Raw genomic sequence first — 23,322 nt, 5'->3', positions numbered from 1 at the left:
AAAACGCGTTTAAACAAGCTCATTTTCTCTAGCTTGATCAGTCAAAATAGGCCTGGATCAACTCAGCCGCCTCATCAAATTGATAACTGTTGATCATGGCTAAGGCTGGACTGATTTTTTGCCATTGATCGGCAGGGATGCGTCCCTTCATCTCGTTGATCTTATCCACCGCCCCTGAATCGGCATCATCGAGCAACTCGAGTAGCACTTTTACCGCCTCGCTTAGCTCCTCACTGGTCATCATAGTGAGCTGTGGCTTGGCATCCGAGGCGGTTTTGTCATCGAACTGCATATGAGACATCCAGTCACTTATAGCATCACAAATTGACGCGATTAGCGCACTTAACTCCGCTAACTGAGCCGAGACATCGGCTTTGGCAGACTCTGTCAGTTTTGCTTCTACCTCCCGGGCCAGCTCGACTAACCTTTGACAGACTAAGTTACCCGACACCCCTTTTAATGTATGGGCACAACGGATCGCATCATCGACCCGGTTCTGCGCGAGCGCGAGATCGATCTGCTCGGCGGCCTGCATCTGCCCAGTGTAAAATCGCTCGAAGATACGGCGATAGAGTCGAACCGAGTTTTGTACCAGCTGTAGGCCTTTGTCTATATCCAGCGCCTCATGTTGTGGCCAGAACAGAGCGGGATCGGCTTGCTGCTTCTGCTGCGCTAACTGGCCATCTAGGGACTTTGGCCCATCACCAAGATAGTGCAGTAGTGTCTTATACAAAATAGAGACTTCTATGGGTTTGGCTATGTGATCATCCATCCCCGCCTGCAGACACATCTCTTTGTCTGCTGCCATGGCATTGGCTGTCATGGCAATCACTGGCAGTGACGCAAACTCGGGATTTTGACGCAGGGCTTTTGTCGCCTGAAAGCCATCCATCACAGGCATCTGGCAATCCATCAGGACTAAATCAAAGCTTTGGGTGGCCAGTTTCTCTAAGGCAATTTGACCATTTTCGGCGATGGATAAGACAACCCCGACCTGTTCGAGGAACTCGGTCGCCACCTCCTGATTCATCTCATTATCTTCCACCAGCAGGATGTGCTTACCCTTGAGCTGTGAGAGCAAGGTTTCACTGATTTCACTGCCTTTGCGCCTAACCGGCATAGTCCCTGCTTTACCCAACGCCATCATGATGCCATCGAGCATACGCGAGGCGCTGATGGGTTTAGTGATATAACCTGAGATCTCACTCTTTTCTATCTGCTCAATAAATTCGGCGTTGGCATGGGCCGAGACGATCAGCAGTTTCGGTGGATTGGGCTGTTTGAGGATCTGATCGGCGGCTTCGAGTCCATCCATGCCCGGCATACGCCAGTCGATAAGCGCGATGGGATAGTCATTCTTTTCAGCCCGGGCGATCGCCTCTTCACCGCTTTTCACTGTATCAACCACAAAGTCCATACTCTCTAATGTGGTGCGTAAAATATCCCGGGCGGTGGCATTGTCATCGGCCACGAGGATCCGCATTCCCCCCAACTCCTGTTCGACCTTTAAGGGCTGGCGATCAGCGACTTTTAAGCGAACAGTGAAGAAGAAGGTACTGCCGTTACCAAACTGACTTTCAACCCCTATCTCGCCGCCCATCAGCTCGACCAGCTGTTTACTGATAGCCAAACCTAAACCTGTGCCGCCATATTTACGTGTGGTGGAGGTGTCCGCCTGACTGAATGATTTAAACAGCTTACCTCTTTGCTCTTCGGTTAAGCCTATCCCGTTGTCACGCACACTAAAGCGCAGCACAATATCGTCGTCATCATGTTCCAGCTCGCTGATAGACAGCAACACCTCACCCTGATCGGTAAACTTGATGGCGTTATTCATCAGGTTGATTAATACCTGGCTTAGACGCAAGGGATCGCCCACCAGTTGCCGCGGAATATGGGGGGCAACCGCAAACAGCAATTCAAGCTGTTTATCTGCCGCTTTAACCGAAAACATATCGCTCAGATCTTCGAGCATAGTGTCGAGCTGGAAAGGCACGGATTCGATATCCAGCTTACCTGCCTCAATTTTCGAGAAATCGAGAATATCGTTGATGATCCCCAGCAGAGATTTAGAGGCTCTATCTATCTTCTGCACATAGTTGAGCTGGCGGCTGTTAAGTTCAGTCTGCAGACAGAGCTGCGACATGCCGATAATGGCATTCATCGGCGTGCGGATCTCGTGGGACATATTGGCAAGAAAATCACTCTTTGCCTTACTGGCTGCATCGGCAATATCTTTCGCCTCTCTGAGTTCCAGCTGTAATTTCTTCTGCGAGGTAATATTGGCCATGGAGAGTACGGCTGACATCAGTTGTCCTTGCTTATCCAGCAGGCGAGTTAGGGTGACGTCCATCCACATCAACTCATCGGCACCGTTGATTAATCTGATGGCCATCCGAACACTGCCATCTTCATGCTCGGCCGCCTGTTGTAGCATAGCCTTGGCTTTATCCCTGTCCTGCTCATCGGCATGATCATAAAAAGAGCCGCCCTTAATCTCTGCCACATCTTGCTGTAAATACTGACTAAACTGCTCATTACAGTCGATGATATAGCCGCGTTCGTCGATATTGACTATCCCGATCCCTGCATTATCAAACAGCGCCCTGAAATGGGCTTCTCGATTGGCCAGCTCATGATCGAGTTGCTTACGTTCGGTCACATCCATCAGATACCCGTTCCAAATGATACTGCCATCTTCCTGATAACTGCCATGAGCCCCGGCCTGTAACCAACGCACGTCCCCTTTAGGGTGACGATAACGAAACTCCTCGATCCATTTTAGTCCCTCCGGACTTTTCCCCGACAGCAAGGAGGTGACACGCGGTAGCTCTTTCTCCAAAATACAATTGACCACCAGATTAAAGTCATTCATGGCCTGAATGCGATGAAAACCCAAGGTGCTGATACAGGCACTGGACAGAAAGGTAAACTGGCGATCGTCCGTATTGCGCCAGCGCATCTGATAGACAGTGCTGGGAATAGATTCGGTAATGGTCTCTAACTGCTGCTGCGACTGCTCTATCTTTTCCTGCGCCAATTTACTCAAAGTCACATCATTGATACTGCCGTCGAACCACAAAGGCCGACCGTCGTCGTCATAGATAGCCTTACCTTTCTCATGCACCCAACGCACACTGCCATCTCTATGCTGGATCCGATATTGCACCTCAAAACTGCGCTGTTCAGTGATCCCCTGCTGGATAACATCGAACGCCATTTGGCTGTCTTCCTCGACAATCACGCTGGCAAAGTTGCGTTTGTTGCCCTCGATAAAATCTTCCGCGGGATAACCTGTGATCTCAAGGATATTGTCGCTGACATATTCCATCACCCACTTAAAGCCGATACGAGTTCGATAAACGGCCCCAGGAATATTGGTCACCAGACCACGAAAACGGTTTTCACTGTCGCGGATCCGTTTAGCAATCGCCAGCTCCTCTGTCATATCCCGCACAGAAGCAGCAACCTGACGGCCACCTTCGCCATCTTCGGGTAAGATCCCTAGGCTTATCTCCACAGGAAAAGAGGTGCCATTGGACTTTAAGGCTAACAGCTCAGATCCTGCGCCGCGACCCATCTTTCTGTCTTTGCCTTCGGCCAGAAATTTTGCCCTCAACTCTGGGTGGTGTTGCCGGGCTCGCTCTGGCACCAGTTGTTCGATTGAGAGCTCTAACATCTGCTCACTGTCATAGCCAAACAGGGTCTGGCATCGGGTATTGGTAAAGACAATTTTGCCCGCCTCATTGACGATAAGCATGGCCTCGGGCGCAGATTCCAGCACCGCATTTGACCAGGCGGCAGCGGAAAACTGCTCCGTCACATCATTAAATAGCATCTCGACCGACAGCAGCTCATTATTGTCTGAGACTAAGGGCTGCATAAACAGATCCAGTTGGCGTAACTTGCCTTTCGCGTCCACCATCTCTACTTGATGAGGGGGCACGTTCTGTCCATGCAGCGCCAGATCCATATATTCCCAATTCTGCTCATTGATGGAATTATCGGAAAACATCCGCTGATATTTACGCTTGAGCAGGGATGGGCTGACCCCTAATACCTTTTCCACTCCGTCACTCACCTGCACTATCTGGCCATCGGAATTGAGTGAACAATAGAAAGACTTATCACTCATGCCATCGATCAATTTGGCGAAACGATTACCGCGAGAGTCCAGCAAGGCTTGTTCACGTTCCTCCAAAACCGATGCCATCTCATTAAATTTAGTGGTTAGTGTAACTATCTCATTGACCGCGCCCTCAGGTTGCTCGATCCTTTTACTCTTACCGGCGGCAAAATTAACAATTCCTTCCTCCAGTTCTTCTATAGGTCGGGTTAAACGCTTGGCAGTAAGATAACTGGTCAGGAGTAATACGATGAAGATAAGAAACAAGTTGAAGGTCATGGTTGATGAGTGGTAAAAAAACTGACTCAAAAACTGTTTCTCGGGTGTCATGATGATCACCCGCCAGCTTAAGGTAGGCACCATGCCAATACTGGCTAAAAATCGTTCTCCCCGACTATCCTGAATCAAGCTGCTACCGGTTTTACCCTCTGCCATCAGATCGATAAAGGCTTTATTTTCAGGGAGCTCCCCTAGCCATTTATCACGACCCTGAGTCAATAATAGCTTGCTATCTTTGTGATAGATCAATTCACCACGATCATCGATGATCACAATTTGATCCGCAGCAACACCGGCGATAAAGGGAATGGTATTGAGGGCTAAATCCACAGTCAACACACCATCATAAGGTGGTGCATGACCAAAAGATTGGGAGAAGGTGATCATCAGAATATTACCCGCCCCCTCATCAAAATAGGGTGCAGACCAATAGCCATGGCTAGTGTCTATCGCCTTATTCCACCAATCCCACTGGCCATCGGTGTAATCGTAGCCATCGACACCTATATCTATGATCTTTATCTGGCCTTTATCACGATAGGCATAAGGGGCATAGAGTTTGCGCCCCGCGACACGATCACGGCGAAATGCGAGAGCCGCGCCATAAAAATCATCATAACGCTCTAAACGTCGCGTGAGCAGCATCTTAAGCTGGATATCGTTGCTGTAGGCGGAGTCACCACCGACTTCACCCAGCATTTCGGAAATCGCCTGGGTATCTTTCTCGGCTGAGGAGAGAAAAAGTTGCATACGCCTTGCAACATTATCGGCTTGTCGAGCCAGCTCATCGTAAATATATTTTTCTTCAGCTTGGTAATTAAACCAAGCGGTAATGCCATAGGCGATAGCCATTATCCCAATTAAGGGGATGGCGATCAGCGATAAGATCCTACTACGAAAACTTCGAAACCTGTTCATATCCCTATTCCACAGCGTAAAGAGCAATGACTCGCCTCAGTGTAGACAAATCTGAAATGAAAATACCAGCACCATATCGAACTCAGCTATTGCCGCATAAAATTCAATCAAAGTGTAGTTTATTTAAACAGCTTGCTATGGGGTATTCAATAATAAAATCAATTTCTTCATTAACTTGAAATACCAACCAAGAACGACAATTATCCCAGTCAAAGCAACTTTGAATAAATACCAATTGGACTGTATGTTTAACCACAGGGAGCCCCATCATCCCAGCTAAACATTTTGGGTTGTTAAGGAGAAGAGATGAGTCGCCATGTGCTGACCCTGGAGCAGATAAGTAAAGGTTTTACCGATGGCGATAAATTTCATCTGGTGCTGGATAACCTCTCACTGTCGCTGAAATTTGCCGAAACCGTGGCCTTAACCGGCCCCAGTGGTTGTGGCAAAAGCACCTTGCTGAATATTATTGCCGGTTTTACCCCGCCCACCTCAGGCCGACTCAGCTTATTGGGCGAGAGCACTGACGATTGGAACGATGCCCATTGGAGCCGGTTTCGCCACCAGCAACTGGGGGTGGTGTTTCAGCAATTTAACCTGCTGACACCATTGAATGTCGCCGACAATATTTGCTTTCCATTAGCACTTAATGGCCAACGCTGGAACGCCTGGTGCGATCACCTCACAGATGCCTTAGGGCTTAGACCCCTGCTAAAACGCGCCGTAGAAACCCTCTCAGGCGGGCAACAACAGAGAGTCGCCATCGCCCGGGCCCTTGCACATAAACCAGCATTACTCCTGGCCGATGAGCCAACGGGAAATCTGGATCAAGTCACCAGCCTGGAGGTGATGGGACTTATCTGTGAACTGGCCCAGGAGCAAAACACCAGCATCTTAATGGTCACCCACAGCAGCGAATGCGCCGAGTTTATGCAAAGGCGCTGGCATTTAGACAAGGGCCTGCTCCATGAGTAAAGAGTCATGAGTAAAGCGTCATGAGTAAAGCATCATGAACACACAGCTAAACGCGATCCGACTGACCCTAAGGGTGTTTCTCGCCCACTACACTCAGGCGCCACTGCAGGCCGGCGCCATACTGCTTGGCATCATCTTAGCCGTCACCCTGTTAACTGGGGTGCGGGCGACCAACGAGAGCGCCATCAAGAGTTATAGCCACAACAATGAGTTATTGGGCAGCCAGATCCACTGGCTTATCACCCCCAAAGCTACCCCTAGCCTGGATGAGCAAGTGTATCTGGATTTAAAACGTCTTGGATTAGATCAGAGTCTGGCGGTTGTCGAAGGCACAGTCGAAGATGAGCAGCAGCGTCGCTGGCAGATGATGGGGATCGATCTTATCGCTGCCCTGCAGGGGCGTCGCTTTGCTACCAAGTCCAATCTCCCTGACAAGGCATCCTCCTTTAACCCCTTTTTCCTGCCCCTTGGTCAGATGCTCAGTGGCAAAAACATCGCACTCATCAGCCAGACTCAGGCAAATATCTTAGGTAAAAACAGCCTGCAACTGGCTGACACGCGCATCGAGCTGATCCCAGTAGCAGACAATTTTCACCTGGGGGATCGCCTGTTAATGGATATTTCGGCGGCGCAGCCACTACTCAATCAGACGGGGAAACTGAGCTATATCGCCCTCTTTGGCGACTTGGAGGGACAATTGACCCCACTGCGAGCCTGGTTAAGTGACAGAGGGCAGCTGATCGCCAATGACTCAGGTGATGGGATGAAAGCGTTAACCAGCAGCTTTCATCTTAACCTCACTGCCATGAGCCTGCTGGCTTTTATTGTGGGCTTTTTTATCGCCTATAACGGCGTCAGATACAGCCTGCTCAAACGCAAACGCCTGCTGACCCAGTTACAGCAACAGGGAGTAATGAAACCCAGCCTGCTGCTGGCACTGATCCTCGAGCTGCTGCTGTTGGTTTTAATCGGCTCGCTAATGGGATTTATCTTAGGTCTGCAGCTCAGTCTCTGGCTGCAACCATTAGTCAATGTCACTCTGGAACAACTCTACGGCGCCACGATATCGACCAGCCAATGGCGCTGGCAATGGCTGCTGCAGGCTGCTCTGCTTACCTTTGCCGCCACAGTGCTGGCCTGTGGCTCCCTGTTTCGTGAAATTATGCGCCAGCCCCTAGCCCAAAGCACGGGGCAATATAGCGTGCAGGTTAACGCTCGCATCACCCAGAAATGGCAGCTGTTTACCTCCTTGCTGCTGGCCGCCATTGCCGCTGTGTTTATGCCCTTCAGCCGGGACTATCACCTGACCATGGCACTCTTAGGCCTAGTCGTGGTCAGTATTCCTCTCGCCTTACCTTGGCTATTACAGCGGCTGGTTAACTTCCTCTCAACCCTGACCCGCGGTGGATTACTGGGTTATCAAGTGGCGGAGACCAAAGAGTTAATCGCGCCACTGTCTCTGGCCATGATGGCCATCTTGCTGGCGCTCAGTGCCAATATCGCCATGAACAGCCTGGTAGGTAGCTTCGAGATCACCCTGAAACAGTGGCTCGATGCCCGGCTGCATGCCCAGCTCTATCTCAGACCGCCCCAAGAGAAAATAGTGGCGATCGCTGACTATCTCAGTAATGACAGCCAGGTCAGTGATCTCTATCAGCAGTGGAAAATCACCACCCAATACCGGCAGGTACCCACTCAGCTACTCACTCGGGATAGAGAATCCATCGAACAGACCAGCATACTCAAACAGGCACATGATGAGCTATGGCCGCACTTTTTCAATCAAGCAGGCAAGCAGCGCCAATGGGTACTGGTAAGTGAGCCTTTTGCCATTAAGAACAGCCTCGCACTTAATGATACTTTTACTCTGCCCAGACTGAACGGCTTTGAACTGCAAATTGCCGGGATCTACTTCGATTACGGTAATCCCTATGGCGAAGTGATGATCGCCCCTGAGTTATGGCGCGCAAGTGGGCTTTCGAGCGTCCCTTTGAGTCTTGGACTCAATTATCGCGGTAATATCGGCACCTACAGCCAGCAACTCGCCGCGCAATTTTCACTTTCACCGACACTCATTTTTAGCCAGGAAAAGATAAAATCTCAGGCGATCGCCATGTTTACACACACCTTCGCCATCACTAAGGTGCTCAACAGTCTCACCCTGCTGGTTGCCGCCATCGGCCTGTTCAGCGCCTGTTACATGCTGACCCAAAACCGGCTGGCCGCCATCGCCAGGCTCTACTGTCTTGGGGTCAATCGACGCCAGCTTAGTCTTATGGCCTTAAGTCAGATGCTGCTGATCGTCTTACTCACCTGTGTTATCGCACTGCCGACCGGGGCACTGCTGGGCTATTTGCTAATCCATAAGGTCACACTGCAAGCTTTTGGCTGGACCATACCTATGGTCTGGAACTGGCTTGCCTATTTCGAGGTGATCCTGCTGGCACTCTGTATCAGCACCTTAGCCGTGGCCATGCCCCTCTATATCCAGACCCGCAGGCCCCTTATCGGCAGCCTGCAGAGTGAGGTGCTATGAAGTACATTCGTGTTTTACTTATCGCTTGCCTACTGCTGTCAAGCTCAGCTTGTGAGCAGAATCAAGAGTCACGAGCCAACAGCATGGGGACGATCCTCGGCGAGGATGCTCAAGCATTTGACAAGGTGGTGGCTGGCAAAAAATTCACCTTTCCTGCCGATCATCTTGCCCACCCGGCTTTTCGTCAGGAATGGTGGTATCTCACCGCCAACCTGACCACAGCAAGCGGCGAACCTATCGGCATACAGTGGACTCAGTTTCGCGTCGCCCTCGCCTCCGAGCCGCCTCATTCACTTTCCCCCTGGGCGAGTAATCAACTTTATATGGCTCATGCCGCGCTGACCTCAGTCGATCAACATCTGGCAACTGAACGCTGGTCTCGGGGGCGAGCGGCACTGACAGGTGCTTTCCCATCTCCCATCACCCTGGCGCTGGAAAACTGGCGCTGGCAGAGTGAAGGCAACCGACTGTTTCCCGCCGAGCTTAAGGTTGAACAGGGGCAGTTAAAAGAGCAAGCTGCAGGGGAGCACATCCTCGAATATCGCGCCCCTGAGTATCAGCTCTCTCTGACCTCCACCGCCCCTTTTCAACTGCAAGGCGACAAGGGCTACAGTATTAAGACCCCTGATGGCAGCGTGGCATCCTATTATTACAGCCAGCCATTTATTCAAGTTTCCGGCGAAGTGAAACTGAACGACCAATGGGTTCAAGTCACAGGCGATGCCTGGCTGGATCGCGAGTGGAGCTCGCAGTTTCTCAATCGAAATCAACAGGGATGGGATTGGTTCTCTCTGCGCCTGGACGATGGCTCGGCGCTGATGCTGTTTCAATTAAGACCCGCAAACAAGGGTGGCGCGCCCTTCTACAGCGCCAGACGCATGTTCGCTGACGGTCAAGGAGAAACCATTGCAAGCGAACGTATTACAATGCAAGCAACTAAGTGGCACAGCCTCAATGGCAAGTCCTATCCCATCGGCTGGCAGATCAAAATTGCCAAGGCAGATGAGACCAATCAGGGGATAGATCTGCATATTAGCCCCCTTAATCCCAATGCCCTGATGCCCCTGTCTATCAGTTACTGGGAAGGCCCGATTAAAATTTCCGGTAGTCACACAGGCGTAGGCTACATGGAGCTAACCGGTTATTAATCATGCATTTTAAAAGCCGCTTCATAAAAACTTCCGCTGACGTCCCCGGCCGATCAACTCGCAAAATTTGTGATACCCGTCATACTCAAAACTTTGAACTGGATCGATGAAATAGAGGATTACCTCCGAAGAGGTATATCCCTATAAAAAACAAGGTTTAGACTGAATTTCATCCAACCACCCCTAGGGGTTTACCGCTATTGAGTTATTCAGAGTAACCCAATTGACCAAGGTATATGCATGAATCAGGAATACCATGTCAGCAGTTTAGTGATCCACGCATCACCCTCTGCAATTACCGCTATACAAAATGAGCTTGAATCCCTGCCAGGTGCCGAAATCCATGCGGTCACCCAGGAAGGTAAGTTTATTGTCACCTTAGAAGGCGCCACTCAGGGCGCCATCTTAAGCAATATCGAAGCGATCAACGCCATTAAAGGGGTGTTGTCCAGCAGTCTTGTCTATCACCAAGTCGAATCAGAAGAAGAAAGTGAGGAACACAATGAGCATTAGCCGCCGCGAGTTTCTAAAAGCCAATGCCGCCGTTGCCGCTGCAACTGCGGTCGGCGTCACGCTGCCAGTTAAGGTAGTCGAGGCCGCCGAAAATACAGAGATAAAATGGGACAAAGCCCCCTGCCGTTTCTGCGGTGTGGGCTGTAGCGTATTGGTCGGCACCCAAAACGGTAAAGTGGTTGCCACCCAGGGCGACCCAGAAAGTCCAGTTAACAAAGGCTTCAACTGTATTAAGGGCTACTTCCTCTCTAAGATCATGTACGGTAAAGATCGTCTCACCACGCCTTTACTTAGAATGAAGGATGGCCAATACGATAAAGAGGGCGAGTTTACCCCTGTTAGCTGGGATGTCGCCTTCGATACTATGGCTGAAAAGTGGAAAAACACTATCAAGACCAAGGGCCCAACAGCCGTGGGTATGTTTGGCTCGGGCCAGTGGACAGTCTGGGAGGGCTACGCCGCCTCAAAACTGCATAAGGCAGGTTTTCTCACCAATAACATAGACCCTAACGCCCGTCACTGTATGGCGTCGGCCGTGGGTGGCTTTATGCGTACCTTCGGTATCGATGAGCCTATGGGATGTTATGACGACTTTGAAGCCGCCGATCACTTCGTGCTCTGGGGCGCCAATATGGCCGAGATGCACCCGGTACTCTGGGCGCGACTGTCGGATCGCCGCCTGAGCAATCCAAACAGCCAGGTACATGTGTTATCGACCTTCCAAAACCGCAGCTTCGACTTAGCGGACAACCCTATGGTGTTCCGTCCTCAGTCAGACTTAGTGATCCTCAACTATATCGCCAACTACATCATTCAAAACGGTGCGGTGAACAAAGACTTTGTCAGCAAGCATACCAAGTTCGCCCTGGGCACCACAGATATAGGTTACGGCTTGCGCCCGGATCATCCGCTGGAGATGAAAGCCAAGAACCCAGGCAATGGCAAGTCGACCCCGATCAGCTTCGATGAATACGCCAAGTTTGTCAGCACTTATACCTTAGAGTATGCCGCCAAGATGAGTGGCGTCGAGCCTGAGAAACTGGAGCGCATGGCCAAGGCCTACGCCGATCCTAAGATCAAGGTGATGAGCCTGTGGACCATGGGGATCAACCAGCACGTTCGCGGCGTATGGGCCAACAATATGCTGTACAACATCCACCTGCTCACAGGTAAGATCGCCACTCCGGGTAACAGTCCCTTCTCACTGACAGGCCAGCCCTCGGCCTGTGGTACCGCCCGTGAAGTGGGTACCTTTGCCCACCGTCTGCCCGCCGACATGGTGGTCGCTAACCCTGATCACAGAGCGAAAACCGAGCAACTCTGGCAACTGCCAGAAGGGACTATCCCGCCAAAACCTGGGTTCCATGCCGTGCTGCAGAGCCGCATGCTCAAAGATGGCAAGCTGAACTGCTACTGGACCATGTGTACCAACAATATGCAGGCGGGTCCTAACATCAATGATGAGATTTATCCTGGTTTCCGTAATCCGGATAACTTTATCGTGGTATCAGATCCTTATCCAACAGTAACCGCCATGGCGGCGGATCTTATCCTGCCAACGGCCATGTGGGTCGAGAAAGAGGGTGCCTACGGTAACGCAGAGCGCCGTACCCATATGTGGCATCAACAGGTGAAAGCGCCCGAAGGCGCTAAGTCTGATCTCTGGCAACTGGTCGAGTTTTCTAAACGCTTTAAAGTCAGTGAAGTCTGGCCTGCAGAGCTTGTCGCCAAAAAGCCGGAATACGCCGACAAGACACTTTATGATGTGCTGTTTGCCAACGGTGTGGTCAACAAGTTCCCAGCCTCAGATTGCAAAGGTGACTTCAATGATGAAGCTGACGCCTTTGGCTTCTATCTGCAGAAGGGATTGTTCGAAGAGTACGCCCAATTTGGCCGCGGACACGGCCATGATCTGGCCGATTTCGACACTTACCATGAGAACCGCGGTGCCCGCTGGCCTGTAGTCAACGGAAAAGAGACACTGCGCCGCTTCGTCGAAGGCAGCGATCCCTATGTGAAGGCCGGTGAAGGTTACAATTTCTACGGTAAGCCCGACGGCAAAGCGGTGATCTTCGCCCTGCCCTATGAGCCCGCCGCCGAAGAACCAAACAGCGAATATGATCTCTGGATGTCCACCGGCCGCGTACTGGAGCACTGGCACACAGGCTCAATGACGGCTCGCGTGCCTGAGCTGTATCGCGCCTATCCCGATGCCCAGATCTTTATGCACCCCGAAGATGCCAAGGCACGTGGTCTGCAACGCGGTGATGAGGTCGTGGTGGCCTCTCCCCGAGGCGAAGTCAAAACCCGAGTTGAAACCAAAGGACGCAACAAGCCACCTAGAGGCGTGGTATTTATGCCATTCTTCGATGCGCGTCAGCTGGTCAACAAGCTGCTGCTGGACGCAACCGATCCGCTCTCGAAAGAGACGGATTTCAAGAAGTGTCCGGTCAAAGTGACCAAAGCCTAACTCGAATAGCCTAAGGCGGAGAAAAAACAATGAAGAAAATACTCACATTAGTCGCGCTTATGGCGCTAGGTGCCTGTTCTGGTCAACAAACAAATGAACAAACAGAGCCGGTAAACATTGATTCCTTGGGTAAGGCTAAGCTGACGGAGGTGCGCCCTGCGGACGCTATGCCAAGCTACCCGTCTAAGGGTCAGTCGATCGAACGCACTTTTGCGCATCAGCCACCGCTGATCCCTCATAAGGCGGATTATCCCATCACCTTAAAAAAGAATGGTTGCATGAGCTGTCACAGCAGTGACAAGGCCAAGCGGATGAAAGCAACGCCTATCTTCAGTAAGCACCTTAAGGCCGATAACAGCCTAGACGATCATTTTTACAACTGTAATCAGTGTCATGTGCCTCAGGCTGATAATAAAACTGAGCTAGTGGGTAACGAGTTCAGTCGCTAACTCAGCTTCTTTTCTCGCTAAGATCTCAAAGCCACTTTACTCCATGAGTAAAGTGGCTTTTTTATGCTTGCTATCCCACAAAATAACCATAATAGGTGTTAGAGTCATACATAAGAATCACAGATGGAGCGCTTTATGAAACAAGGTAAGCATGATGCACAGCTGTTAAAACTGGCCATGGAGATAGGGGTCGGGTATGCCAAGAAGCGAGGCTTTGACGATTTCGACAAGGGTGTCTCTCCCAAAGACAAGGTGGAGTGTATCTATCGCCTGCTTGTGCAGGATAAGCTGATTCAGCCTCTGGCCGTCGATAAAGAAGATGGCCCCAATATGAAGCATAAATTGATTCTATGGATAAGTCGGCAGTTGCCTAAAGATCATGCCCTGCTTAATTAGCACAGCGTCTTTATTTCAGTATCTCTAGTCCTGTAGCTCTAGTCCTGTATCTTTAACCCAGCTTAATTTCAGGCAAAAAAATACCCATCACTAAGATGGGTATTTTTAATCCTGCTAGCAGGTGATTATCTTTACCTCTGCCCTATACAGGGGATACCACGAAGAGTAGATCGCCCTGAGACACCTGCTGGCCATTGCCGTTAAGGATACGCTCGATGCGATACTGCCTATCTTCTGGATATAGGATGGCATCTTGACGGTTAAAGCCAGCCAGAGTTACCTGAGAGAACATCTTCATCGCTTCGGTCAGCGCCAGAGTCTGATCAACTGTGACTATATCGCCTTCCTTAACAAAGTCCGCTTCACCCGGCGCTGGCGAGGTATAGAAGATACCGGCACCCTGTGCCAATACTTTCAGCTCATTACTCTCACCCACGCGCAGTGATTCGGTATCGACACCCACCACTTCGATAGAAGACTCCATCTCAGCAATCAGCGCTGGTACATCCAACTCAGCCATAAAGCGTGGCAGGTAGTTAGTGTCGTAGACGCCTTCATTGAAGGTGCCATCTTTAAGGATGCGAGTTAACAATGGAATGTTAGTCGCAATACCCTTGATAACCACTTGATCTTTCAAGTAATCATGTAGCTTGTTGATCACATCTTCACGAGACTCGCCGCGGCAGATGATCTGCGCGATCAAGCTGTCGTAGTAGGGCGATACCTCTTTGCCTTCACCGGCGATAGAGATCACTTCGATATCATCGCGCTCAGGCATCGCATATTCAGTGATCAGGCCAGGATGTGGCACCAGCTGCAACACGCCGTTACTGTCGAGGGCGGCTTTCTCAGCGGTCACACGTACTTCGATAGCGTAACCAATATTCTGTGGTTCAAGATCTTCGATCGAGCGGCCAGCGGCAATATCGAAACCTGCGCTCACGATATCTATGCCAGAAGTCGCTTCAGTGACAGGATGCTCTACCTGCAGACGCGTGTTCATCTCCATGAAGTAGACTTCGTTGGCATCTAAGTTATAGATAAACTCAACGGTACCCGCCCCCATGTAATCGGTTGCATCACCTAAGGCGCGGGTATATTCCATCACCTGCTGCTTGAGTTCTTCCGGCAGCATGGTCGAACCTGACTCTTCGACCACTTTCTGGTTATTACGCTGAACCGAACAGTCACGCAGACCCAGTACCTTGGTATTACCAAACTTGTCACGCAGCAACTGGACTTCGATATGACGCAGTGAAGTAACATATTTCTCTAGGTACAAGTCACCGTTACCAAAGGCGGCAGCCGCTTCGGTCGAGGTCTTCTGGAATAACGAAATCATATCTTCTGGACGCTGAACGACCTGGATACCCTTACCGCCACCCCCTTGTACCGCCTTAAGCAGCACAGGGTAACCAATTTCATTTGCTACGTTCACCGCTTGCTCGGCATTGGTCAAAATACCGTGGCTACCGGGTACGACTGGGACATTTTGTGATTGCGAGGTCTTAATCGCATTCGACTTGTTACCCATGGTCGTCATGCTGTGCACGCTTGGACCCACGAAGTTAACGCCGTTATTGACACAAAGTGCGGCAAACTGTGGGCTTTCTGATAGGAAACCGATACCTGGGTGCAGTGCATCCACCTTCTCATACTCGGCCACTTTCAGTACCGAGTAGGCGTTTAGGTAACTCTCATCGGAAGTGTTACCACCGATACACACCAACTTATCGTTTTCGGTCAGCATATCCGCGGGTACTGAAGTCATGTCGGGATCTGACGCCACCAATACCACTTTAATATTGTTGTCGTGAGCCTTACGGATCAGTTTCACCGCAGTACAGCCACGGGCATGAACCAATACCTTGTCGATAGGCTTCATCAACTGACGTGGATCGTCTTGGACTATCTCCTCTTCGGCCACCATCATCTCTGGCACCAGAGTCGACAATGCACCGGCGATCACATCTTCAACCTCTAGGGTTGGCTTAGGCATAAGCGGATCGATACTGCCAAGCTGATCATCGATAGTCTTGCTAAATGGATTCACCACCAAGGCGTTCATCGCGCCTGGTACTTTAGACAAGTAGTTAGACAGAGTCGACGTCGATGGCAGATAAGCGGGAACCACCATCTGACCGGCGAACGGCATGTTAGTACCAGAGAAGTAGTAGGTCTGCACTAATGGGTGAGTCACGAAACTCGCCTGTGCACCCCCGGTACAGTCGCCGAAACCAAACATCAGCACTGGCAACTCGTTATCACGGATAAAGCGAGTAATACGATCGTTCACTACCGCCATAGAGAAGAGCGCCGCCGCCCCCTCTTTGGTCTGCATACCACCAGAACTGATAAAGCAGATAACCGGCAGCTTACGCTTAGCACACTCGATAAGCAGGGCACTGAATTTCTCGGCACTAGCCATATCGAAGGCACCGGCCTGGAAGGCAGTATTCGACACAGCCACACCGACACGAAGGGTTTGATCGCCGTGATTGAAATCCGCAAGACCTGTGATTAAACCACAAGGACGTATGCCCTTATCCAATGCATCTTCAATCGACAGACGGAAACCTGGGAAATTAAGCAGGTTAGCCGACATCTTATCGCCATGTAGCTCTTCAAAATGATTGAAGAACTTAGCGATCACATTTTCCCAGGTCATCTTGCCGGCACGCTTCTCATCGCGCAGCACCTTCTGGATCAGCAGATCCTGATAACCCATAGTCAAACGGTTCCAGAAGTCTTTACGACGACCGATACGCACAGGGTTAATGGCACCTGTGTATTCGCTGCTCTTCTCTTCGCTGGCAAAATACTCAGGCAGCAGACGCTCGAAGAAGTAGGTCAGGATAACGAACAGACTGTCGTTAAGCTGAGGGAAACCAACACTCTTCCACTGCTCAGTTTTGGTCAGTAGATCGGCACGATTTGACTGAGACATAAAGTACTTCAGCCACTTATAGAATTTATTCTTGTCGTTCGCCGTGTCTTGCTTAGAGATAGCGCGGTCGATTGAGTCATGCAGCAGGTTATCCACTGAGGCGCGTGACAGACTCTTCGCCATCATGGCTTCTTTAGCGATCGAGGCCAAATTACCCACAACATTGTCATATAAGGCGTTGAAGATCAGGATATTGTGACATTGCCAGATAAAGTCTTCACGTAACTCGTCATGAACTATCACGTCCAGCACTGTCAGCTCATTAAGCTCAGGCCAATCGGCTTGTGTTACCTCACCGGGCAGGCTCTCAAGATATTGGATCAAGCCTTTGAAGTTGTTTTCTGCATTGCTCTTCCAGCGGTGGTACAGTGACCAGCCGATGTTAAAAAGCAGCGCCTTACGGGCCTTCTTATAATTCTCTTTTGGCTCACCTAAGATGAAGCGCGTGAGCATGTTACGTTCGGTTGAGATCTCATCACGCTTGGCGGTGAAATTGCCCCATAGCTTGTTAAGCTCTTCATCGTAAACCAGCTTATCTGGCGTGGATAACCAAGACTGGAACACCTTGTCCTGCTCTTGCTGAATACGCGCCAGCAGATCCCCTTCAGGTACGCTCACCTTAGACAGGCGGCCATATTGCTCCTGAGAAATAGAATGAATACGACTACGCAGGGTCAGGTAACGCAGGTAACGGTAAGAGCTACCGAACAGGTTAAGGTGCATGGTCGGGTTGTTAGCAACCGCTAACTCAGCGTGGTTCTCAAGCGCCTCGAGGTTTTTCGAAGGGTGAAGGAAACGCTTTAGACTGCGATCATAATGCTCACGCAGATCTTTGGATTCACGCACAAACTGCACGGCGGCGTTCTCTACCGCTTCGATACTGCTGATGATGGCACGGCGCAGGTTGTGTTGACGCTCATCTTTATCGGAAGGAGAAAAATCGATAATACCGTCGATGCAACCTGAGGTGTAAAGCTCTTCTGGCGACACACCCACAGACTTAGCACACTCCTGCCAAGACAGATTGTACTTACGGGCAATGCTCTGCAGACCCTGTGGCTGAATGGTGTTGAAAATACCATCGCGCAGCGACAGCAGGATGTTAGCGGCCGCTAATGGAATCGCGCCCCCCGAATAACCGGCACCGATAACGATACCGACAGTAGGCACGTCCACATTGGCACTTTCGGCTATGGCTTTCGAAATAGTGTGCGCCTGATTCTGGCTATTGGCGATTTCACCTGCGTCTGCGCCTGGGGTATCGATAAGATACACAATCGGCATAGAGAGTTCGGCAAAATGACGAATCGCGCTACAAGCGGCTAGATGATGCTCTGGCATCCAGGCGCCGTTACTGGTGGTACGCTCCTGGGCAATAAAACCGATGCGACGGGTACGAACACCGAAGTTCAGTTCGATCTCAGCACTATAGAAGGGCCCCAAGTGTTTTTCGGTGATCAACTTGCCTTTAAGATCGGCAATCACACGTTTTGCGCCAGGGCGGCTCTTGTCTAGAGTGGGCTGAATCACTTTCGCGACATAACCGTCAACATCTAAGTGTTCCAATGCCTTCAAATTTGCCTGGATGGTTTCGTCAGTCAACAGACCATTGATCTGCTCTGAAAGACTCTGTTTGCTGTGCTTAGGAAACAGAGAAAAATCTTGTGCCAAATGCTCGGCCTGGAGAAACAGCGGGTCGGCAGTTTGCGCGTGAGTCTTGTTTGTGGGCTGATTGTTGCTGGTCATCAATTAGATCCTCTGCTTTAGCCTCTAAAATTTTTAGCCCATAAATATAGCTTTCTTATAAGGTTAAATGCTATTAAACTGGCTTAGACGCTTTGTTCCATATTTGAGACAGTTATAAAATATGCCAGATTTAAACGGTATGATGCTGTTTGCCGCCGTGGTGAGAGCAAAAGGATTCTCCCAAGCGGCACGCAATATAGGTATACCAAAATCCACCATAAGTCGAAAAATTGCCCAGCTGGAGGAGACCCTTGGGGTACGTTTATTACAGCGAGATACCCGTAATTTAAGCCTGACTCAAGTAGGGGCACTGTTTTATCAGCATTGCAGTAGTATTAGCGATGAAATCGAAGCTGCCAAGGCAACCATTGAAAATACTCATAATGACGTATCTGGTTCATTACGCATAGCAATCCCTGTTTCTTTCAGTCAAGAGCTGATCGCCAACCTCTGTAGTAGCTTTATGCGACTCTATCCCAATGTTGATTTAGATGTGCAATTTACCGACAACGATGTTGGCTTGGTTGGCGAAGGCTACGATATCGCCATTAAATACGGGCCACTGCAATCCTCAGATCTGGTCGCCCGTCTATTGCTTGAACGTCAACCCATACTGGTCGCCAGTCCTGGCTACCTTAAAACACGTGGCACACCGGCAACCCCTCAGTCATTAGCAAACCACAGCGGTATCTTATTGGGTACCTCACGTTCGGCGCCGATTTGGCCACTGGGGAAAGGCGAGCAAAAAACCATGGTCAACTTTAAACGTAAAGTCAGGGTAAACAGTGCCGTGATGGTCAAACAGTTGGCCTTGGATGATTTTGGCATCGCCATGCTATCTAACTCTGTGTGCAAGAATGAACTTGCCAGTGGCAGCTTAGTGCCGCTGCTTCAGGAGTGGCCCATCGAACCCTTCAAAGTGTATGGTGTCTATTCGAGTCGGCGCCAGTTAGCCACCAACATCAGTGTGTTTTTAGATTTCTTTACTAAACGTTTTAACAGCCATGAATCACTGCAATCCTTGATGATGTAATCCAAACGGATGCTCAAACGCCTCACTCGCAGCTGCAGCACCCATCTCCTTAGTTTGTCATCTTTAACAGTGATAGCTGCACCTGTTTGGTTTACAGTATAGTGACAAGAAAGGCCAAAGGATTTAGCCTTTAGGTAAGAAAGCTGTAATATCAAGAAAATAATACAAAAAAACAGCTAATATTAAACTCAAATTAAACTCAAAACAGTTATACCTCTGGACTCTAATTTCAAGGAAATGCTAATGACCTATGGTACCTCAGCACTGGCGCTCTCATTATTAATCTCAAGTAGCTTAGCGCTGCCCGCATTGGCACAAGGTGATGTGGAAGAAGCGCGTATTCCCACTGCCAAAGCGGCGATGCCGGAAGTGGTTGAACGTTATCAGGCGCTGGTCGATGATCTTGGTAGTAAATATCGTGAGCAAAAAGATGAACTGGTCATGACTCAAATGGTCGCTCATCAGGGCGAGCGCCTATGGCAGCAAGCCGTGCGCGATGTTCAGTCCGGCGGAAAAGATGACAGGGCCCTCTACTGGAGCCGCCTGTCGATGAAACAGACATTAAAGCAAAATCAGCCCGCCTTTAAGCTTGCCCCCTGGCAGCAAGATATTGCCCTGAATGCAGTGGAGAAAGCGTCCCGCGGCTTTAGCGACATCCATTACGATGATGATACCCAGATCCGTATACTGTTAACCGGTTTCGATCCTTTCTTTCTCGACCGCCATATAGATCAGAGCAATCCCTCTGGACTGACGGCCCTGGCGCTCGATGGTTATAAGTTCAAGGTCAATGGCAAGCAGGCTCAAGTAGAGACAGTGATGATACCGGTACGTTTTGCCGATTTCGATCAAGGCATTATCGAATCTCTGCTGACCCCAGTGTATCGAGAAAGCAGCGTAGATGCGATTTTTACCGTCAGCATGGGACGTACCGACTTTGACTTAGAACGTTTCCCCGGCCGTAACCGCAGCGCCGAAGCTCCCGATAACCTCAATGTGCTAACAGGTGCAACCCCCACGGCGCCTAAGCCCCCTATGTTTGATGGCAAAACACTCAATGGTCCGGAGTTTGTGGAGTTTTCTCTGCCTGTGACCGCCATGCAGACGGTCAAAGGCAAGTGGCAGATCAATGACAACCACACAGTCGCTACATTGAGCCGGGGCAAATTCGAGGCAAAATCCCTGGCCGAACTCCAGGATGAAATCTCAGTGGCGGGATCGGGCGGCAGTTATCTCTCTAACGAGATCTCCTACCGTGCCGTGTTGTTAGGCAAGCAGTTCAATAGCCCCATTCCTGTCGGTCACATTCACACCCCGAGAGTTGCCGCCTATGAGGCAGAGACAGAAGCCCAGATAGTGGCACAGATCACCGAGATGATTAAAGCGGCGGCTGGCACTCTGTAACAAGCTGACGTAAGATAAGTATCGTTAAAAGTGTGCCCGCCTATGCGGGCTCATTTTTTCAATCGCACTTTATCTTAACCCTGACGCCCTATGTTTAAATCGCTGTTTCGCAAACAAACTCACAGGCCTATCTCACCTATGGCCTCAACAGAGACATTGCAGCAGGCGCAGCTGCTATCCCAAGTTGAATCCTGTTATCAACAGGCCGAGGGTAAACTCAAGCATTCTTTCCCGCGCCCTGAGGTCAACTTCAAACTCAGAGGGAAGAGCGCAGGCACGGCGCATCTGCAGCTCAATAAACTTAGGTTTAACGCTACCTTACTGGAAGAGAATCCGGACATTTTTATGCAGCAGGTAGTGCCCCATGAGATCTGCCATCTGCTTGCCTATCAGCTTTTTGGCCGGGTCAAACCTCACGGTAAGGAGTGGCAATCCTTGATGGTGTCTATCTATGGCCTTAAGCCAGATACCACCCACAGCCTGGATACCCGCTCTGTGGCAGGCAAAACCTTCACCTACCGCTGCGACTGCGGCCCAGTAGAGCTGAGTATCCGCCGTCATAACAAGGTCGTTCGTAAGGAAACCCAATACCGCTGTCGCCGCTGCCAGCAGCCCCTCAGCCCAAATCTCTAGCACTTTCTTTGCAAACCTGCCTTGCAAGCTCAGAGCGCAAGCCCTGATTGTAGGCCAGGGCTATCATTCACAAGGGCGCCCTCCTTGCTTAGCATGCCCCAGATCCCGTAAAATCGGCGACATAACGCTAATGATTGATACTAAGTAGTCGGCTGCCTAAGGTCATATCGCGACCTTATACCACTCGCGACCTTATACAAAAAAGCCAACATACTCTTTAGGGATGCCAGATTGATGATTTCACCTCGTCGGTGCGCTGTCGCACTGACTGCACTTGTACTGTCTGTTGCCAGCCATGGCGCATTGGCCTCGCACCCCAGTAGTTTTACCCAAGCCAAAAAAGTGGCCCGTCTTATCTATACTCAAGAGTTGTCGGCCACCAGCTTCTATTGTGGTTGCGACATAGATACATCAAACAAAAACTGGCAGCCTGATTTTAACCGCTGCGGCTATCAGGTGCGAAAACAACAAAAACGTGCCAATCGAATCGAGTGGGAACATATAGTACCGGCCTGGGAATTTGGTCACCAAAGACAATGCTGGCAACAGGGCGGACGTAAAAATTGCGGCAAGCAAGACAGTGAGTTCACCAAGATGGAGAGCGACCTGCACAATCTTGTGCCCGCCATAGGTGAAGTGAACGGCGATCGCAGCAACTATCGTTTTAGTCAGTGGAACGCTAAAGCCCTGCAATATGGGCAGTGCGCCATGACAGTCGACTTTAAGGATCGTAAAGTCGAGCCGCCCAGCTATACTCGGGGCCAGATTGCCCGTACTTATCTCTATATGCAGCACACATACGGATTAAAAATCGCCAGCAGTCAGCTGAAACTCTTTCAGGCCTGGGATAGAAGTTATCCCGTCGATCACCTGGAGTGTCAACGCGATAATGCCATAGCAAAACATCAGGGCAATCATAACCCCTTTGTGCAAGCACAATGTCAGCGGCAAAATGACATAAAACAAGTGGCGGAGTAAGCAATGAGAATACCCAGAATCTACCAAACCGGCGAACTCGCCACAGATAAGCTTGTGATGCTCGACAGCGAAGCGGCGGGCCATGTTGGCCGTGTATTGCGCATGGGCAGCGGCGAACAACTGGAGCTGTTTAATGGCGATGGTTGCAACTATTTAAGCGAAATCATCGAGGCCAGTAAGAAACATGTGCAGGTAAAGGTGTTAGCGAAAGCGATTAATGACGCTGAATCGCCACTGAATCTACACCTAGGGCAAGTGATCTCCAGGGGCGATCGCATGGATTTTACTCTGCAAAAATCCGTTGAGCTGGGAGTCAACACCATCACCCCGCTGTTTTCGGAGCGCTGCGGCGTAAAGCTCAGCGGTGAGCGTCTGGAGAAGAAAATTCAGCAGTGGCAAAAAATCGTTATCAGCGCCTGTGAACAGTCGGGACGCAGCGTCGTGCCTCAGGTTCGCGAAGCCATGTCGCTGGAGCAGTGGTGCAGCGAGCAGAGCGAGGCGATAAAACTCAACTTGCATCCGCGTGCCTCACACGGTATCAATGGCTTAGCATTGAATACGGCACGGGTGCGACTCTTGATCGGCCCGGAAGGGGGATTGTCAGAGGCAGAGATCGCCATGACAGAAACCCACGCCTTTACCGATGTGCTGCTCGGCCCCAGAGTGCTACGTACTGAAACCGCAGCCCTGACAGCCATCAGCGCACTGCAACTCAAATTTGGTGACTTAGGATAAGGCTAACATTAGGGTTTTACTCACCCCGCCTTTAGC

Annotated in this window: 14 protein-coding genes; 12 read left to right on the top strand and 2 right to left on the bottom strand. The window is 50.4% G+C overall.

What is annotated here, in order from left to right; all coding sequences use genetic code 11:
- Positions 1 to 37: 37 nt before the first annotated feature.
- Positions 38 to 5,323: a PAS domain S-box protein gene (locus LZP69_RS08960; RefSeq protein WP_234199985.1), complete on the bottom strand. Its 5,286-nt coding sequence runs from the start codon at positions 5,321 to 5,323 to the stop codon at positions 38 to 40.
- A 306-nt stretch (positions 5,324 to 5,629) separates the two neighbouring features.
- On the opposite strand from LZP69_RS08960, the gene LZP69_RS08955 reads away from it, so the two are divergent.
- From LZP69_RS08955 to LZP69_RS08925, 7 genes are all read left to right on the top strand, one after another.
- Positions 5,630 to 6,298 (top strand): ABC transporter ATP-binding protein, encoded by a 669-nt coding sequence (locus LZP69_RS08955; RefSeq protein WP_234199984.1) that lies wholly within the window; start codon positions 5,630 to 5,632, stop codon positions 6,296 to 6,298.
- Positions 6,299 to 6,332: 34 nt separating this feature from the next.
- A complete protein-coding gene (locus LZP69_RS08950) occupies positions 6,333 to 8,834 on the top strand; it encodes an ABC transporter permease (RefSeq protein ID WP_234199983.1) in 2,502 nt (833 codons plus the stop codon).
- Positions 8,831 to 9,982 (top strand): lipocalin-like domain-containing protein, encoded by a 1,152-nt coding sequence (locus LZP69_RS08945; protein ID WP_234199982.1) that lies wholly within the window; start codon positions 8,831 to 8,833, stop codon positions 9,980 to 9,982. The genes LZP69_RS08950 and LZP69_RS08945 overlap by 4 nt, the downstream gene beginning before the upstream one ends.
- 240 nt (positions 9,983 to 10,222) lie before the next feature.
- A complete protein-coding gene (locus LZP69_RS08940) occupies positions 10,223 to 10,495 on the top strand; it encodes a chaperone NapD (protein ID WP_234199980.1) in 273 nt (90 codons plus the stop codon).
- Entirely contained in the window at positions 10,485 to 12,965 is a 2,481-nt protein-coding gene (gene napA, locus LZP69_RS08935) for a nitrate reductase catalytic subunit NapA (RefSeq protein WP_234199979.1), read from the top strand. Before LZP69_RS08940 ends, napA begins: the two co-directional genes overlap by 11 nt.
- 29 nt (positions 12,966 to 12,994) lie before the next feature.
- On the top strand, positions 12,995 to 13,414 hold the full coding sequence (locus tag LZP69_RS08930; protein ID WP_234199978.1) for a nitrate reductase cytochrome c-type subunit: 420 nt from the start codon (positions 12,995 to 12,997) through the stop codon (positions 13,412 to 13,414).
- Positions 13,415 to 13,549: 135 nt separating this feature from the next.
- Positions 13,550 to 13,810, top strand: a complete 261-nt coding sequence (locus LZP69_RS08925; protein WP_234199977.1) for a DUF5062 family protein — start codon at positions 13,550 to 13,552, stop codon at positions 13,808 to 13,810.
- Between the two features lie 142 nt (positions 13,811 to 13,952).
- Here the strand turns inward: LZP69_RS08925 and LZP69_RS08920 are convergent, their stop codons facing one another.
- Positions 13,953 to 18,503 (bottom strand): ATP-binding protein, encoded by a 4,551-nt coding sequence (locus LZP69_RS08920; RefSeq protein ID WP_234199976.1) that lies wholly within the window; start codon positions 18,501 to 18,503, stop codon positions 13,953 to 13,955.
- 121 nt (positions 18,504 to 18,624) lie between these two features.
- On the opposite strand from LZP69_RS08920, the gene LZP69_RS08915 reads away from it, so the two are divergent.
- The 5 genes from LZP69_RS08915 (at position 18,625) to rsmE (ending at position 23,286) form a co-directional block, all read left to right on the top strand.
- Entirely contained in the window at positions 18,625 to 19,536 is a 912-nt protein-coding gene (locus LZP69_RS08915) for a LysR family transcriptional regulator (protein ID WP_234199975.1), read from the top strand.
- A gap of 243 nt (positions 19,537 to 19,779) precedes the next feature.
- Complete coding sequence (locus LZP69_RS08910) at positions 19,780 to 20,940, top strand: hypothetical protein (protein WP_234199974.1); 1,161 nt, start codon at positions 19,780 to 19,782, stop codon at positions 20,938 to 20,940.
- Positions 20,941 to 21,030: 90 nt separating this feature from the next.
- Complete coding sequence (locus tag LZP69_RS08905; protein ID WP_442800675.1) at positions 21,031 to 21,573, top strand: SprT family zinc-dependent metalloprotease; 543 nt, start codon at positions 21,031 to 21,033, stop codon at positions 21,571 to 21,573.
- Positions 21,574 to 21,807: 234 nt separating this feature from the next.
- Complete coding sequence (locus LZP69_RS08900) at positions 21,808 to 22,551, top strand: endonuclease (protein WP_234200154.1); 744 nt, start codon at positions 21,808 to 21,810, stop codon at positions 22,549 to 22,551.
- Between the two features lie 3 nt (positions 22,552 to 22,554).
- Positions 22,555 to 23,286 (top strand): 16S rRNA (uracil(1498)-N(3))-methyltransferase, encoded by a 732-nt coding sequence (rsmE, locus tag LZP69_RS08895; protein WP_234199972.1) that lies wholly within the window; start codon positions 22,555 to 22,557, stop codon positions 23,284 to 23,286.
- The last annotated feature ends 36 nt before the right edge of the window (positions 23,287 to 23,322 follow it).

The organism is Shewanella sp. AS1 (genome assembly GCF_021412565.1).
Lineage (GTDB): Bacteria > Pseudomonadota > Gammaproteobacteria > Enterobacterales > Shewanellaceae > Shewanella.
This window is presented reverse-complemented; position numbering and strand designations above follow the sequence as displayed.